The following is a 14,588-nucleotide window of genomic DNA, read 5'->3' as shown; positions in this document are numbered from 1 at the left end:
TACCACGGAATGTGAACATACCGCGTACACTCATGGTACAATAGGCGACCTTATGCCGAGCACGGTTATTTTACACAATTTCACAAAAAAGTAATCAATCGACTACACAAAGTCGAGATGGAGTTAACAGTGAGCGTAAAAATTCATTACCAAAACACGCATTTCATCACCAGCGCACCCGATATTCGTCACTTACCTGAGGACGAAGGTGTCGAAATTGCGTTTGCAGGACGCTCAAACGCTGGTAAATCGAGTGCACTTAACCGTCTTACTAACCAAAAAAGCTTAGCAAAGACATCAAAGACACCAGGTCGTACTCAATTGATCAACCTTTTCAAAGTGGAAGAAGGTTGTCACATTGTCGATTTGCCAGGATATGGCTTCGCTCAAGTACCGGTTGAGATGAAGAACAAATGGCAAAAATCATTAGGTGAATACCTACAGAAACGCGAGTGCCTAAAAGGCTTGGTGGTTCTGATGGACATCCGTCACCCAATGAAAGATCTCGACCAACAAATGATTTTCTGGGCGATCGACAGCCGCATCCCTGTTCAAGTTCTTCTGACTAAAGCAGACAAACTGAAAAGCGGTGCTCGCAAACAAACGCTACTGAAAATCCGCAAGCAAGTGGAAACATTTGGTGGTGACGTATCGGTTGATGTGTTCTCTTCACTGAAAGGTCTAGGTGTCGATCAGCTACGTGCCAAACTGGACACTTGGTTTGCACCAGCATTTGCACACTTGATTGAAGAAGACGAGCAAAACGCTCCAGAGAGCGGCGAAGAATAATTAACAAAATTTGTTAAATTTTTTCGACACAGCCCTGCCTTTTGGTGGGGCTTTTGTTTATCTGTCATCTAAAAACGTGAATTTCAGGCAATAAAAATCCCCACCTTCCTGGCAGGGATAACGGGAGAGAAAAATTGGTAATTATTGTTATGTGGCGAAGCATTACTGAACTGAGATTCGATTTCAATAGGTTAAAAAGCAATCTTATTTCCTGCTCACCGACAAATATCCCCACCTAAACCATCCAATAGTCTTAATATTCAGACAGTTAAGTTAAACGAAGTATCAAAAAGACGTAACTTAGTTTCTTTCAAGAAAAAATAATAGTGTGACTGGCGTAAATTTACAGCATGAATAACGCAATAAATTTGAAGGAAAAATCGAGATTTTGCAGTGACTTAGAAAGGTCAAAAAAGAAGGTTTTTGAGGGTTTAGCTTAACTTACTGATCAAAAAGAAAATTTTTCTTTCGCCCAATAAAAAACGCCCCAGTCAAAAACTGACTGGGGCGGCTGAATCAGCCTAATCCAATAACGTGAAACAAAAGGTCTGAAAGATAGAACATCTTACCTCTGTACCCTACGAGAGATAATGTACAACAATTGGTCAGATTTGCAAAGAACTTTTGTAGTTTTTTTTCATGAAAGTTTTATTAAGCAACATTAAATCTCAGATCTGATTTGCTTTTTTAATGACACAAAAAAGCCAGCGTTTGTGCGCTGGCTCATACTAAATGGGCTAAATTGGCTTAAAAATGACTAGTGTGCTTGATCCCAGTTGTCACCGTGACCTGCTTCTGCCACTAGAGGTACTTTCAGCTCTGCTGCAGATTCCATCAAATTCTGTACTTTACTTTCAATTTCGGACAAAGACGACTCTTCAACTTCAAATACCAGTTCATCGTGTACTTGCATCAGAAGTTTCACTCGACCGTTGCCTTCTTCTTGAATCCACTGATCAACTAACAACATCGCTTTCTTGATGATGTCCGCAGCGGTACCTTGCATCGGTGCATTGATCGCTGCACGTTCTGCCGCCTTACGACGCATGCCGTTACGAGATTGAATTTCAGGAAGGTGTAGACGGCGACCAAAGATGGTCTCGACGAAGCCTTGCTCTGAAGCCGCACTGCGCGTGTCTTCCATGTACTGCATCACGCCTGGATAGCGCTCGAAGTACTTGTCCATGTACGCTTGTGCTTCACCACGAGGAATACCCAGTTGCTTCGCCAAACCAAATGCACTCATGCCGTAGATTAGACCGAAGTTAACCGCTTTCGCACGGCGACGTTGCTCACTTGAAACGTCTTCAATAGAAACGCCCATGATTTCTGCTGCGGTTGCTGCGTGGATATCTTTGCCGTCACGGAACGCATCAAGCAGTGCTTGGTCACCTGATAGGTGCGCCATAATACGCAATTCAATCTGAGAATAGTCGACTGCCAGAATCTTGTAACCCGTAGGGGCAACGAATGCCTGACGAATACGACGACCTTCTTCATTACGAATTGGGATGTTCTGCAAGTTAGGATCGGTTGAAGATAGACGACCCGTTGCTGTCACCGCTTGGTGGTAAGAAGTATGCACACGACCCGTTGATGGGTTGATCATCTTCGGTAGTTTGTCGGTGTAAGTTGATTTTAGCTTCGCCAGACCACGGTATTCCAAAATCAGTTTTGGTAGTGGGTAATCCAGAGCCAGCTCTTGCAGCACTTCTTCATTGGTAGAAGGTGTGCCTGATGGCGTCTTCTTGATAACTGGTAGACCCATTTTTTCAAACAGAAGCGCTTGCAGTTGCTTCGGTGAGTTCATATTGAACTCTTGTTCTGCAATCTCGTACGCCTTTTGCTCAAGCTCGTCTAGACGTGCAGCAATTTCTACAGATTGCGCGCTAAGCTTCATGTCATCAATCAATACACCAGTACGCTCAATGCGAGACAGCACTGGCACGAGTGGCATTTCGATTTCTTCGTATACGGTTTTTAGCTTTTCATCTTGCTCGATGTTAGCAAACAAACGGTTATGTAGACGAAGTGTCACGTCCGCATCTTCTGCAGCATATGGTGAAGCTTCATCCAGATCGATTTGGTTGAAGGTTAGCTGGTTTTTACCTTTACCTGCGATTTGCTCGAATGAAATGCAGCTGTGCTGTAGGAAGCGCAGTGCCAAGCTATCCATATCATGTTTGCCGCCTACACTGTTGTAGACGTAAGACGCCAACATGGTGTCATGCTTGATGCCTTTCATCTCGATGCCGTAGCGAGCCAGCACAGACGCATCGTATTTTAGGTTTTGACCGACTTTAGCCTGAGCCTCATCTTCAAGAATCGGTTTTAGCTGTTCAAGTACCCAATCACGATCCAGCTGCTGCGGCGCATCTAGGTAGTCATGAGCCACTGGTACATAAGCAGCAATGCCTTCGTCAGTTGCAAATGACAAACCAACCAAGTTTGCCACCATGTAATCTAGGCTGTCAGTTTCGGTATCAAACGCAAATAATTCAGACGCTTTTAGCTTGTCTAACCAAGCATTAAATGAAGCTTCATCTAGGATGGTTTCGTACTGGTTACGGTCGATTTTTACTGCTGAAGTGTCCATATCTGCTTTAGATGAAGCAGAACCACCACGCGCAGCGCCGGTTGATTCATCCGCTTCTACTACACCTGTGCCGCCTTCTAATAGCTCATTCAACCAAGACTTAAACGTCAACTGACCGTACAGTTTGATCAGTTCATCTGTGCTTGGTTCTGCTTTTAGCAATGATTCTGGCGTCTCTTCCAGTTCCACATCCAGCTTGATGGTCGCAAGCTCGTAAGACAGCATTGCGTTGTCTTTGTTATCAACTAGCTTCTTCGCCATGGTTTTTGAACCACGGAAGCCAAGCGCTGCAATATCATCGAGGTTTTCATACAGCTTTGTCAGACCGCCAATACCTTGTAGTAGAGCAGTTGCGGTTTTATCACCCACGCCCGGAACGCCAGGAATGTTATCAACTTTATCGCCCATCAACGCTAGGTAATCGATGATCAATTCTGGTGGGATACCAAACTTCTCAACCACGCCTTCACGATCCATCACGACGTTCGTCATGGTGTTGATCAAGGTAACGTTGTCATCCACCAACTGCGCCATATCTTTATCGCCAGTACTGATCAAAACAGGCATGCCTTGTTGCGATGCTTGATAAGCCAGAGTGCCAATCACGTCATCGGCTTCTACGCCTGGAATACAGATCAATGGCAGACCCATCGCACGAATAACGTTATGCAGAGGTTCAATCTGGCAACGAAGATCGTCCGGCATTGGTGGACGATTCGCTTTGTATTCCGGGTACATATCGTCACGGAAGGTTTTACCCTTCGCATCGAAAACCACTGCGATACGATCAGAAGCAAACTGACGCATCATGCTGCGTAACATGTTCACTACACCGTAAACTGCGTTAGTTGGAATTTCACCGTTACTCATCGTGCCTGGGTAAGCGTGAAAAGCGCGATATAGATAAGAAGAACCGTCGATCAGAATCAACGGATTTTCAGGAATACTTGCCATAATTGTCTGTATCCAAATCAGTACTTAATAGATCTGCTTAGAATGCCATGACTGCTGATCCGAATCTATCTTGTTCGCTCGATCAAGGTCGCGGAAATTTTCCGATGTTATTCACGAAATTTGCACCTTCTTGTGGATAACTCTGTTTATAGAAATTATCCACTGGTTATCCAACGGAAATAAAACCAACAAAACACCAACATAAGACATTGTTTTTAATAAAAATAAATACCAACAGGCGAGAAGATCAACGATCCTAAAATGATCATGACATGTGGAAAAGTTGCCAATAGAGGCGTCAATTAGAAATCTCAGAAAAGAAAAAAGCGACCCAATTGGGTCGCCTAGCAGAAGTGGTGAAGCTATTTCCATTTATATGGCAGCTTAACCAAGAAGCTATAAATTACACTGGAAGCAATGTGAGCAATGTCGTGTCAAAAAGAATTCGTGCAAGTTCTGGGGAAAATGTTTCATTACCTTCTCAACACTCAGTTAATTAGCAACTCAACGTCCTTGTGAACTTTCCTCATTCCCTAAGACAGGTTTAATAATAATGATTCTCATTTAACAGTCAATACCTAAATGAGAAAAAATCTCATTTATTTTTTATAGCGCCTTAATGAAGTGGACTCGAGACTCACGCAAGTTGGTTTTTTCTTCAAACTTTTCAATGATATAGTCGTTTCTTAGCAACAAACGAAGCATGGCAGGAAATTGATTGCGTGATTTCACTTTTAACGTTTTGTAGCCCTGCTCTGCGACCCATTCTTCTTGCGCTTCCAATAACATCTGAGCCACACCCTCATTGCGCGCTTCTGGCGCAACGCCACCAAACCAGCTGTAAAAGGTGTAATCATCTAACTCATAGCCGATTTTAAAGCCAAGGATAGCTCCTGCTTTCTCAGCGACTAAGATTAAGCTTTTTTTATCCCCAAGACGCTCTGCCATGGATTCAACCGTCTCACCACGTGCAAACTCAGTAACACGAGCCACCACTTGGATCGCTTCTTCCAGCGTGCCTTCACGAATCAGCATTGTCATTGTCTTACTCTCCAGAAATAAATATACCCAAGTAACTTCAAGCCGTGTGTATTCCGTCTTGAGGGTACTTGGGTATATTCAGACCGACAACAATTGTCGGTCTGGTTTTTCTCATTGAGCGATAATTACTCGTCTGTCGCTTCTTGAGTCTTTACTAGGTGCTCTGCAGCTTGTGCATTTTCTTCCACTAACCACTCTGCTACATCTTTCGCGAAGTAAGTCAGGATGCCATCCGCGCCTGCACGTTTGAAGCAAAGCAGAGATTCCATCACGGTCTCGCGCTCTTTTAGCCAGCCATTCATGATGGCTGCTTTATGCATCGCGTACTCACCAGAAACTTGGTAAGCGAACGTTGGAACTTGAAGCTCAGTCTTAACACGACGAACCACATCAAGGTAAGGCATACCTGGCTTAACCATCACCATGTCAGCGCCTTCATTGATATCAAGAGCCACTTCATGTAGCGCTTCATCCGTATTCGCAGGGTCCATTTGGTAGTTTTTCTTGTTGCCACCTTTTAGGTTCGCTGATGAACCAACTGCATCACGGAATGGACCGTAGTAGTTTGATGCGTACTTCGCAGAGTAAGCCATGATTTGAGTATGGATGTGACCCGCTTCTTCTAGTGCTTCACGGATTTTACCGATACGACCATCCATCATGTCTGATGGTGCAACCACGTCTGCACCCGCTTCTGCGTGAGACAGCGCTTGTTTTACAAGTACTTCGGTTGTCTCATCATTCATCACGTAGCCATCTTCATCGATGATGCCGTCTTGACCGTGAGTAGTGAACGGGTCAAGTGCCACGTCTGTGATCACACCGATTTGAGGCACGTGCTCTTTTAATGCACGTACTGCGCGCTGAACCAAACCTTCAGGGTTATAAGCTTCAGCAGCACATAAGCTTTTAGCGTCTTGGTTTACGACAGGGAAAAGCGCGATTGCTGGTACGCCTAGGTTTGCTAGGTATTGTGCTTCTTCTAGCATTAAATCAATCGACAAACGTTCTACACCCGGCATCGATTCAACACTTTCACGACGATCTTTACCCATCAGAATGAACATTGGGTAAATCAAATCGTTTACTGAAACTTGGTTTTCAGCCATCAGACGACGACTAAAATCGTGCTTACGCATACGACGCATACGGCGTGCAGGGAATGGACCTTGAATTGATACAGACACCACTTTCTCCTTGTCTGGAAGGTTACGATGATCAAATCATCTGGTGGCAAAATCATATCACTCTTGATACACCTTGCGAGCAGCAATATGGAAAAACGGCATGAAAAAAACCGAAAATGACCCCGCACTCACACTCAAGTATACTTCTCACTAATTCCATACACCGATAAACCATAGAGACCAACCATGATCGATACTCACGCTCATATTTACGCTAGCGAATTTGATAACGACCGCGACGAGGTAGTGAAGCGCGCTTTAGAACAAGGCATTGATAAAATTCTGCTGCCGAACATCGATCTTGAGTCTATTGAGCCGATGCTAAAAACCGAAGCGGCTTATCCTGAGGTTTGTCGTTCAATGATGGGGCTGCATCCATGTTACGTCGATGGCAATGTCGAGCAAACACTGGAAATCATCCGTGGCTGGTTTAAAAAGCACAACTTTATTGCAGTGGGTGAAATCGGTATCGATCTGTACTGGGATAAAACCTTCCGAGCAGAACAAGAGATGGCGTTTGTGACTCAGTTAACCTGGGCTAAAGAGATGGATTTGCCTGTCGTTATCCACACTCGTGATTCAATTGAAGAAACACTGACCTTACTTCGTCAAGAACAAGATGGTCGCTTGCGTGGTGTATTCCATTGTTTTGGTGGCAGTTTAGAAGAAGCACAGGCGATCAACGAGCTTGGGTTCCACTTAGGTCTGGGCGGAGTATCAACCTTCAAAAACGGCGGTATGGATAAGGTTATCCCGCATCTGGATATGAACTGGGTGATTCTAGAAACAGACTGCCCGTACCTTGCCCCTGTTCCACATCGTGGGAAACGTAACGAACCAGCTTACACTTCTTTAGTGGCGGCGCGCGTGGCGGAACTACGCGGAGAAAGCCTTGAAGCGATTGATGCTCTGACGACCAAAAACGCAGAAGAGTTGTTTAGCCTGAAGTGATGTAAGTACTTACATAAATTAAAATAAAACATTTCGTTATAATTCAATACATTAACCTTAAATATATAAGTAACATGCTATTGAGATATAAGCGCTTCTCTCCCTAAACTATTGCCCATATATTCAATGATATGGGCTGCTCATGAACACTTGCCAGCACGGTATTTACTTACAGCGTCAAAAACGCACCCTATTGCAAAAACTAATGGGCATCAAAGAGGTATACATCTGCTCAAGGTGCGGATACATCCGCAAAATTACATAGTCTTGGTATACCCAAGTAACCTCGAGATGCTAGGTTCAGCGAGACTGACTTGGTTTGTAGACGCGGCGGCGATTTAAAGGTTTAGTGGGTCTAAATCAAGAATCGGCAACAAAGTATACAAACCAAGGCAGCTCGCCCTTTGGGAGCGTGTCATTGACCCGATTGCTGCGTCAAACAACTTGGAAAGAGCTGGCTATTACACTGCATTGTTTTCCTTGCTCTCGAATCAATGACAACACTCTGAATCCTGCATCTTGAAGTCACTTGGGTATATAGATAATTTAGTGCTACAAACCAATTATTTCATAATCATATAGTTGTACTCTTAACTATATAGTTAGTCCCATTGAATTATGTACATGATTTCACATAAAATACCCGCCGGCTTATAAAATAAAAAAGATAGGATTCGCAATGTGTAATCACGGAGTGTATTTACAACGTCAACAACGCAGTTGGTTTCAAAAATTGATTGGAATTAAAGAAGTATATGTCTGCTCTAAATGCGGTCACGAAATCAAACTTCGATAAACTGTAGATACCAAAAAGCGGCTCCATGAGCCGCTTTTTTAATACTGAATGGTGGAGTTGGAGTGACTTTACTCTTCCACTTGCTCTTCTTCATCTTTACGTGTGTAGAAACGCGCGAAGAACAAACCCACCTCAAACAGCAAACACATAGGGATTGCCAGTAGGGTCTGAGAGATCATGTCTGGTGGTGTCAGTAACATACCGACAATAAACGCACACACGATAATGTATGGACGCTTCTCTTTCAGATCTTGTGGTGTGGTTGCGCCAGTCCAACATAGCAAGATAATCGCTACAGGTACTTCAAACGCAATACCAAACGCCATAAACAGCGCCAGCACAAAGTCGAGGTAACTCGAGATGTCGGTTGCGAACTCCACCCCACCAAGAGAGATGGCGGTAAAGAAGCCAAACACCAGTGGGAATACCACGAAGTAGGCAAACGCCACACCGCAGTAGAACAACAGTGAGCTAGAGAACAGCAATGGCATGATCAATCGACGTTCATGCTTGTACAAACCTGGCGCGACAAAGGCCCATACTTGGTACAAGATAAACGGCACCGCAATAAACACCGAAGCAATCAAGGTTAGCTTCAAAGGTGTGAAAAACGGTGAAGCCACATCGGTTGCGATCATCGTTGCACCTTCAGGTAGGCGTTCTACCAAAGGTGCTGAAACAAACTCATAAATGTGGTTAGAGAAGTAAATTAGTCCAACAAACACCACCAAAACTGCAGCAATGGCTTTAAGCAGTCGGTTGCGAAGTTCTAATAAATGACTAATTAAAGGTTGTGTCTGCTCGACGGTAGACATGGCAAACCTCTTTTTTAAAACCTGATCAAAAAGGAGCTACCAATCACTAGTAGCTCCTCCTAATGAGACTATTCGGCTTTCTTATCTGCCGCTGTAACCTTAATCTCTTCCGCTTTCTCAACGGTTTCAGTCGCTGGTGCCTCTTGTTTAGGCTCCGCTTCTGATTTGGTTGGCTCCGCGTAAGGGCGGTTTACAGATTGCGCCGCTTTCTTTAATTCTTCGACCGAAGATTTCAACTCAGGAGACAGATCATCCATCCCCATTTGCTCAGCTTTGCGCAAGTTTTCTTGCAGTTCTTGAACTTTCAGCTCGTGTGACAACTCGTCTTTGACGCTATTTGCCATACTCTTCGCTGCTCCGACAAAACGAGAGACACTGCGGATGGCATGTGGCAAACGCTCTGGACCAAGAACAACCAGACCAACAACAGATATTAATACCAGTTCCCAAAAACCGATATCAAACACGTTTTACGCCTGCTCTTTGTCTTTTTTCGATTCAGGAGCTGCTTCTTTCTTTTGCTGCTCTTCTAGACTTTTTGGCTCGAAGTCTGCGTCTTTGTCGTCTTTCTTCGCAGGCTCATCTTCGCTCATTGCTTTTTTGAAGCCCTTAACGGCACCACCCAGATCGCCACCGATACCGCGTAGTTTCTTAGTTCCGAATAGCAATACAACAATTACAGCAATGATTAGAAGTTGCCAAACACTGATACCACCCATTCTTTTTACCTCGGGTCTTTAAACAAAATTATTTCAAGAGTTTAACGTCTATCGACGATAAGCTCGCCAACTAAGCAACCAAAATGTGACCCCTGCGATACCGCTAGCGATCGATAGCTGCTCATAAGCGTTATCCACCAATATTGCCGAGCATACGACTAAAGTGGCTCCAACGCCAAATAAAAACTTTCCTGTCGCCTGCTGACGCTTGCTGTGACGGTAACCCTGATAAAGCTGATCCATGCGTTGATTCATGGCTTTACCTTGTTTAAGGCTATCGTAAAGCAGCTCCGGCAGTTCCGGTAACTTCTCTGCCCAAAACGGCGCGCGGTCTTTAATGGCATTCACTAAAGCTTGCGGACCGACTTGGTTCATCATCCATTCTTCAAGGAAAGGTTTCGCGGTCTCCCACAAGTCTAGTTGTGGGTACAACTGGCGACCCAATCCTTCGACGTACAACAGCGTTTTTTGTAGCAATACAAGCTGCGGTTGCACTTCCATATTGAATCGACGCGCAGTGTTAAACAGGTTCAACAGTACGTGACCGAACGAGATTTCACACAGTGGTTTAGCAAAGATTGGCTCACACACAATGCGAATCGCAAATTCAAATTCATCGACATTGGTATCGGCAGGTACCCACCCCGAATCAACGTGCAATTCCGCTACGCGGCGGTAGTCACGATTGAAGAAAGCGAGGAAGTTTTCCGCCAGATAGCGTTTGTCTTCACTATTAAGTGTACCAACGATCCCGCAATCCAGCCCAATCCACATCGGATTCTCTGGATGCTCCGGTTTAACGAACACGTTGCCCGGGTGCATGTCGGCATGGAAAAAGCTGTCTCGGAACACCTGAGTGAAGAACACACTCACACCGCGTTCCGCGAGCAATTTCATGTTGGTGCCATTCGCTTCCAAGCCTTCAATATCAGAGACTTGGATGCCATATATTCGCTCAGAAACCATGACAGTTTCATTACTAAAGTCAGGAAAAACTTCTGGTACATAAAGCTCTTCACTGCCTTCGAAGTTGCGACGCAGTTGAATCGCATTCGCCGCTTCACGACGCAAATCGAGTTCATCAAGTAAGGTTTTTTCGTACTCGCGAACCACTTCAACTGGTTTCAAACGACGTGCTTCAGGCATCGCTCCGGCGACTATACGCGCCATTCGGTGCATCAGTTTTAGATCTGAATCAATGACCGGACGAATATCTGGACGGATGACCTTTAATACCACTTCTTGGTTAGTGTCTTTTAATCGCGCGGTATGCACCTGAGCAATCGACGCAGACGCTAACGGTTTGATATCAAATTCAGTAAACCAGTTTTCTAATGGACCGCCCAGAGCGAGTTCCATTTGTTCTTTCGCTAACTGCCCATCAAATGGCGCAACTTGGTCTTGCAAAAGCGCAAGAGGATCAGCGATATGCGGTGGGAAAAGGTCGCGACGCGTCGACATCATCTGACCGAACTTAATCCAAACTGGACCAAGTTCTTGTAGAGCGAGACGAAGGCGTTCACCTAACGGTTTTTCTGGATGCTTGTTCTTCATCCAGAATAGGCTTTTGCGCATCAAAAGCGGCGCTTTGGTCAGTTGATGATCGGGCAACAACTCATCCAAGCCATATTCCAGCTGAACTTTAATGATGTGGTATAAGCGCTTTATTTCTGCTGGCGTCATGAGTTCTCCAGCGCAGGCTTATCCGAATCGAATTTGTTTAGTAATGCGTTTAGACGCGCTTCAACGCGAGAAGCTTGGCTACGAACGTCGTCCACTTGGTCACAGAAGTGGGCAATTTCTAGCGGTGCTGGCGCCAGTTTCCACTCTTCTGTTACTACTTGAGCAAGATGACGCTGGTGTTTTTCTGCTTGAGAAGCAAAGAAACCGCCGACGTTCTTGGTACCTTGCACAAAAGTATGAGCCACGACATCACCTGTCACGCGAGACAGCCACTCTTCGATATCAGGTTTGCAATCCACCATCAATTGAGAGAATTTCTGTGCCAATTGGATGTCACCTTCAAGTTCAAGTTTATCTTGCTTGATAAGGCGAGTGATATTGGCTTGATCGCGCAACTCAGGCAGCACGCTTAGATTCAGCGACAGATAACAATCTGGCTGACCTTCGTAATTGCCCAAGACATCGATTTGCTGGCTGAAGATGAACGTCAGCGTCTTATTGATCTCTTTCAGGTGAATTTGAATCACCTGACCTTTAAGACGTGACAAACGACGACCCAATTCAGGATCGTCTTTAATCAACGTATTTAGTGTCGTTTCAATAACGGCAGTGATAAGAGGTTCAAATGGCATACCGCTTATCCTTAGAATTTGTAGCCGCGGTGCAGCGCCACAATACCACCCGTTAGGTTGTAGTATTTGGTGTTTTCAAAGCCCGCTTCTTTCATCATGCCTTCCAGCGTGTCTTGGTCTGGATGCATGCGGATAGATTCTGCTAGGTAGCGGTAGCTGTCTGCGTCGTTCGCTACTAGTTCACCCATTTTTGGCAATAGGTGGAATGAATATGCGTCGTACACTTTTGATAGCGGGTCTAGGATTGGTTTTGAGAACTCAAGCACCAACAGACGACCACCTGGCTTCAATACGCGGAACATAGAGCGTAGCGCTTTGTCTTTATCGGTTACGTTACGTAGACAGAAGCTAATCGTGATCACGTCAAAGTAATCATCTGGGAACGGCAGTTCTTCTGCGTTCGCTTGAACGTAATGCACGTTACCAACAATGCCGTTGTCGCGTAGTTTGTCACGACCTACATTTAACATTGAGTTGTTGATGTCCGCTAGGATCACGTGACCTTGGTCGCCAACAATGCGCGAGAATTTCGCCGTCAGGTCGCCAGTACCACCACCTAGATCGAGAACGCGTTGTCCCGGACGAGCGCCACTGCAATCAATAGTAAAACGCTTCCAAAGGCGATGAACGCCACCTGACATCAGGTCATTCATGATGTCGTATTTTGCTGCCACTGAGTGGAAAACTTCGGCAACTTTGGTCACTTTTTCGTCTTTTGCCACTGTGGTAAAACCAAAGTGGGTAGTGTCGTTATCTAACGCTGTATTTGATTGCACACTTGTGTCCGTCATTCTGATTCCTCTTGGGCAGCACTTTCTCACTACGGGGCGGTTGATAACAAATAGGGTCGCCCACTGTACTGCGGGCGATTAGTTTACTTTATCCTCAGCCGGATGTCTTTCTACTAAAGAAGCATTTTCCGAAAATGACTCTGTCTGCGCCAACTGAGCAAGATCTGGCGAGATTGGACGTTTTACTTCCACTCCTAGTTGCTTAAAGCTTTCAGCCTGACGAATCACGTTGCCACGCCCTGTCGCTAGTTTATTCATTGCCCCTTGGTACGTTTGGTTAGCTTTGTCTAATGCGCCGCCCAGCCCTTCCATGTCATCAATGAACAAGCGTAGTTTGTCGTACAACTTCGCCGCTCGTTCCGCGATCAATTGGGCGTTTTCGTTTTGGCGTTCGTTGCGCCACAAGTTATCTATCGTACGTAGCGCCACCAGCAAAGTGGTAGGGCTGACCAAAATAATGTTTTGTTCCATCGCATCTTTAACCAAGCTCGGGTCAGCTTGAATTGCGACTTGGAATGCAGGCTCTACCGGAATAAACATCAACACATAATCTAAGCTCTGGATGCCTTTTAACTGATGGTAATCCTTAAGGCTCAAGCCTTTGATGTGGGCGCGCAGCGCGGCTAAGTGATCACTCAGCGCCTGCTCTCGTTGAATGTCGTTCTCTGCGTTGAAATAGCGCTCGTAGGCCACCAGCGCCATTTTCGAATCGACCACCACTTGCTTGTTTTGCGGTAAGTGAACAATCACATCAGGTTGATAGCGCTTGCCGGCTTCATTTTGCAAGCTCACCTGAGTTTGGTACTCGTGCCCTTCACGTAAGCCAGATTCTGCCAATACACGAGCTAGAACCACTTCACCCCAGTTGCCCTGCTGCTTGTTGTCACCTTTCAGAGCTTGAGTCAGATTGACCGCTTCTCGGGTCATGTGCTCGTTCAAGCGTTGCAGGTTCTTCAACTCATGCACCAAGGTGTGACGCTCTTTGGCTTCTTGGCTAAAACTGTCGTTTACTTGCTTTTTGAACCCTTCCAGTTGCTCTTTAAGTGGAGACAGCAAACCTTCCAAGCTCTGACGGTTTTGCATGTCGACTTTGGCGGTTTTCTCTTCAAACAACTGATTCGCTAGGTGTTCAAATTGCTGCTTCAAACGCACTTCTGCTTGCTCAAGAATTTGCAGCTTTTCGGCATTAGCTTGGTTGATTTGCTCATGGCGCGCTTGCTGCTCACCAAGCTGGGTTTCAAGGCGCGATTTGTGCTCTCGCATCTGCCCTAGCTCATCAAAATACTGCTGACGCTCCTGTTTCACTGCTTCGAAATAGCGCAGTTTTTCCATCGCCGCCATCAATTTACCGTGAGTTTGGCGCACCTCGAATGCCGCTTTATCGCGCTCGTCATCAAGCTCATCCAATTCTTGCTGTGCTTCAGCGAGACTTTGCTTCACTTGTTCAAGTTGTTGTTGATGAAGCTGTTTCTCAGAGGAGAGCTGTTGTTCGAGCAATTGAGTTTGCGTGGCAAAGCGTTGTTTAACCCACCAACCCACTGCAACACCGCTGATGGTCGCGGTAAAAAGAGAAGACAGAATGAGAGATTGATGCTCAAGAATCCATTGCATAATAGCGAGTTAGCCTGTGTTTT

12 protein-coding genes are annotated in these 14,588 nt (G+C 45.4%); 2 read left to right on the top strand and 10 right to left on the bottom strand.

The features are described from left to right. The first annotated feature begins 129 nt into the window (after positions 1-129). Positions 130-789, top strand: coding sequence for a ribosome biogenesis GTP-binding protein YihA/YsxC (gene yihA, locus NL647_RS14325; protein ID WP_005448545.1), 660 nt, complete (start codon positions 130-132; stop codon positions 787-789). Between the two features lie 757 nt (positions 790-1,546). Here yihA and polA read toward each other — a convergent pair. From polA to hemB, 3 genes are all read right to left on the bottom strand, one after another. Beyond that, a complete protein-coding gene (gene polA / locus NL647_RS14320) occupies positions 1,547-4,339 on the bottom strand; it encodes a DNA polymerase I (protein WP_253650337.1) in 2,793 nt (930 codons plus the stop codon). A 606-nt stretch (positions 4,340-4,945) separates the two neighbouring features. Then, positions 4,946-5,380, bottom strand: coding sequence for a GNAT family N-acetyltransferase (locus NL647_RS14315; protein ID WP_009701602.1), 435 nt, complete (start codon positions 5,378-5,380; stop codon positions 4,946-4,948). A gap of 125 nt (positions 5,381-5,505) precedes the next feature. Next, entirely contained in the window at positions 5,506-6,567 is a 1,062-nt protein-coding gene (hemB, locus tag NL647_RS14310) for a porphobilinogen synthase (protein WP_253650336.1), read from the bottom strand. Between the two features lie 186 nt (positions 6,568-6,753). On the opposite strand from hemB, the gene NL647_RS14305 reads away from it, so the two are divergent. Then, positions 6,754-7,518 carry a TatD family hydrolase gene (locus NL647_RS14305; RefSeq protein WP_017817165.1) on the top strand — a complete coding sequence of 255 codons (765 nt, stop codon included), beginning with the start codon at positions 6,754-6,756 and terminating at the stop codon, positions 7,516-7,518. Positions 7,519-8,382: 864 nt separating this feature from the next. On the opposite strand, the gene tatC is transcribed toward NL647_RS14305, so the two are convergent. The 7 genes from tatC to rmuC form a co-directional block, all read right to left on the bottom strand. Next, on the bottom strand, positions 8,383-9,129 hold the full coding sequence (gene tatC, locus NL647_RS14300; RefSeq protein WP_005448551.1) for a twin-arginine translocase subunit TatC: 747 nt from the start codon (positions 9,127-9,129) through the stop codon (positions 8,383-8,385). A gap of 68 nt (positions 9,130-9,197) precedes the next feature. After that, positions 9,198-9,596, bottom strand: a complete 399-nt coding sequence (gene tatB, locus NL647_RS14295; protein WP_005430029.1) for a Sec-independent protein translocase protein TatB — start codon at positions 9,594-9,596, stop codon at positions 9,198-9,200. Positions 9,597-9,599: 3 nt separating this feature from the next. After that, the gene (gene tatA, locus NL647_RS14290; RefSeq protein ID WP_005429959.1) at positions 9,600-9,848 is read right to left on the bottom strand and encodes a Sec-independent protein translocase subunit TatA; all 249 of its coding nucleotides are present in this window, start codon (positions 9,846-9,848) and stop codon (positions 9,600-9,602) included. A 48-nt stretch (positions 9,849-9,896) separates the two neighbouring features. Beyond that, positions 9,897-11,531, bottom strand: a complete 1,635-nt coding sequence (ubiB, locus tag NL647_RS14285; RefSeq protein WP_005434553.1) for a ubiquinone biosynthesis regulatory protein kinase UbiB — start codon at positions 11,529-11,531, stop codon at positions 9,897-9,899. Then, positions 11,528-12,163, bottom strand: coding sequence for an SCP2 domain-containing protein (locus tag NL647_RS14280; RefSeq protein WP_005448553.1), 636 nt, complete (start codon positions 12,161-12,163; stop codon positions 11,528-11,530). The genes ubiB and NL647_RS14280 overlap by 4 nt, the downstream gene beginning before the upstream one ends. A gap of 11 nt (positions 12,164-12,174) precedes the next feature. After that, positions 12,175-12,954, bottom strand: coding sequence for a bifunctional demethylmenaquinone methyltransferase/2-methoxy-6-polyprenyl-1,4-benzoquinol methylase UbiE (gene ubiE / locus NL647_RS14275; RefSeq protein WP_005434558.1), 780 nt, complete (start codon positions 12,952-12,954; stop codon positions 12,175-12,177). Between the two features lie 78 nt (positions 12,955-13,032). Continuing rightward, entirely contained in the window at positions 13,033-14,565 is a 1,533-nt protein-coding gene (gene rmuC, locus NL647_RS14270) for a DNA recombination protein RmuC (RefSeq protein ID WP_005434560.1), read from the bottom strand. Between the last annotated feature and the right edge of the window lie 23 nt (positions 14,566-14,588).

Origin of the sequence: Vibrio sp. Y29_XK_CS5 (assembly GCF_024181835.1) — a bacterium.
In the GTDB taxonomy this organism is placed as follows: domain Bacteria; phylum Pseudomonadota; class Gammaproteobacteria; order Enterobacterales; family Vibrionaceae; genus Vibrio; species Vibrio harveyi.
The sequence above is the reverse complement of the archived record's forward strand: the minus strand, read 5'-3'. Positions and strand labels throughout refer to the sequence as shown.

Coding starts and splice junctions, on each gene's coding strand:
- polA (WP_253650337.1), bottom strand. CDS start 4,339: ATGGCAAGTATTCCTGAAAATCCGTTGATTCTGATCGACGGTTCTTCT.
- NL647_RS14315 (WP_009701602.1), bottom strand. CDS start 5,380: ATGACAATGCTGATTCGTGAAGGCACGCTGGAAGAAGCGATCCAAGTG.
- NL647_RS14305 (WP_017817165.1), top strand. CDS start 6,754: ATGATCGATACTCACGCTCATATTTACGCTAGCGAATTTGATAACGAC.
- tatC (WP_005448551.1), bottom strand. CDS start 9,129: ATGTCTACCGTCGAGCAGACACAACCTTTAATTAGTCATTTATTAGAA.
- tatA (WP_005429959.1), bottom strand. CDS start 9,848: ATGGGTGGTATCAGTGTTTGGCAACTTCTAATCATTGCTGTAATTGTT.
- ubiB (WP_005434553.1), bottom strand. CDS start 11,531: ATGACGCCAGCAGAAATAAAGCGCTTATACCACATCATTAAAGTTCAG.
- NL647_RS14280 (WP_005448553.1), bottom strand. CDS start 12,163: ATGCCATTTGAACCTCTTATCACTGCCGTTATTGAAACGACACTAAAT.
- ubiE (WP_005434558.1), bottom strand. CDS start 12,954: ATGACGGACACAAGTGTGCAATCAAATACAGCGTTAGATAACGACACT.
- rmuC (WP_005434560.1), bottom strand. CDS start 14,565: ATGCAATGGATTCTTGAGCATCAATCTCTCATTCTGTCTTCTCTTTTT.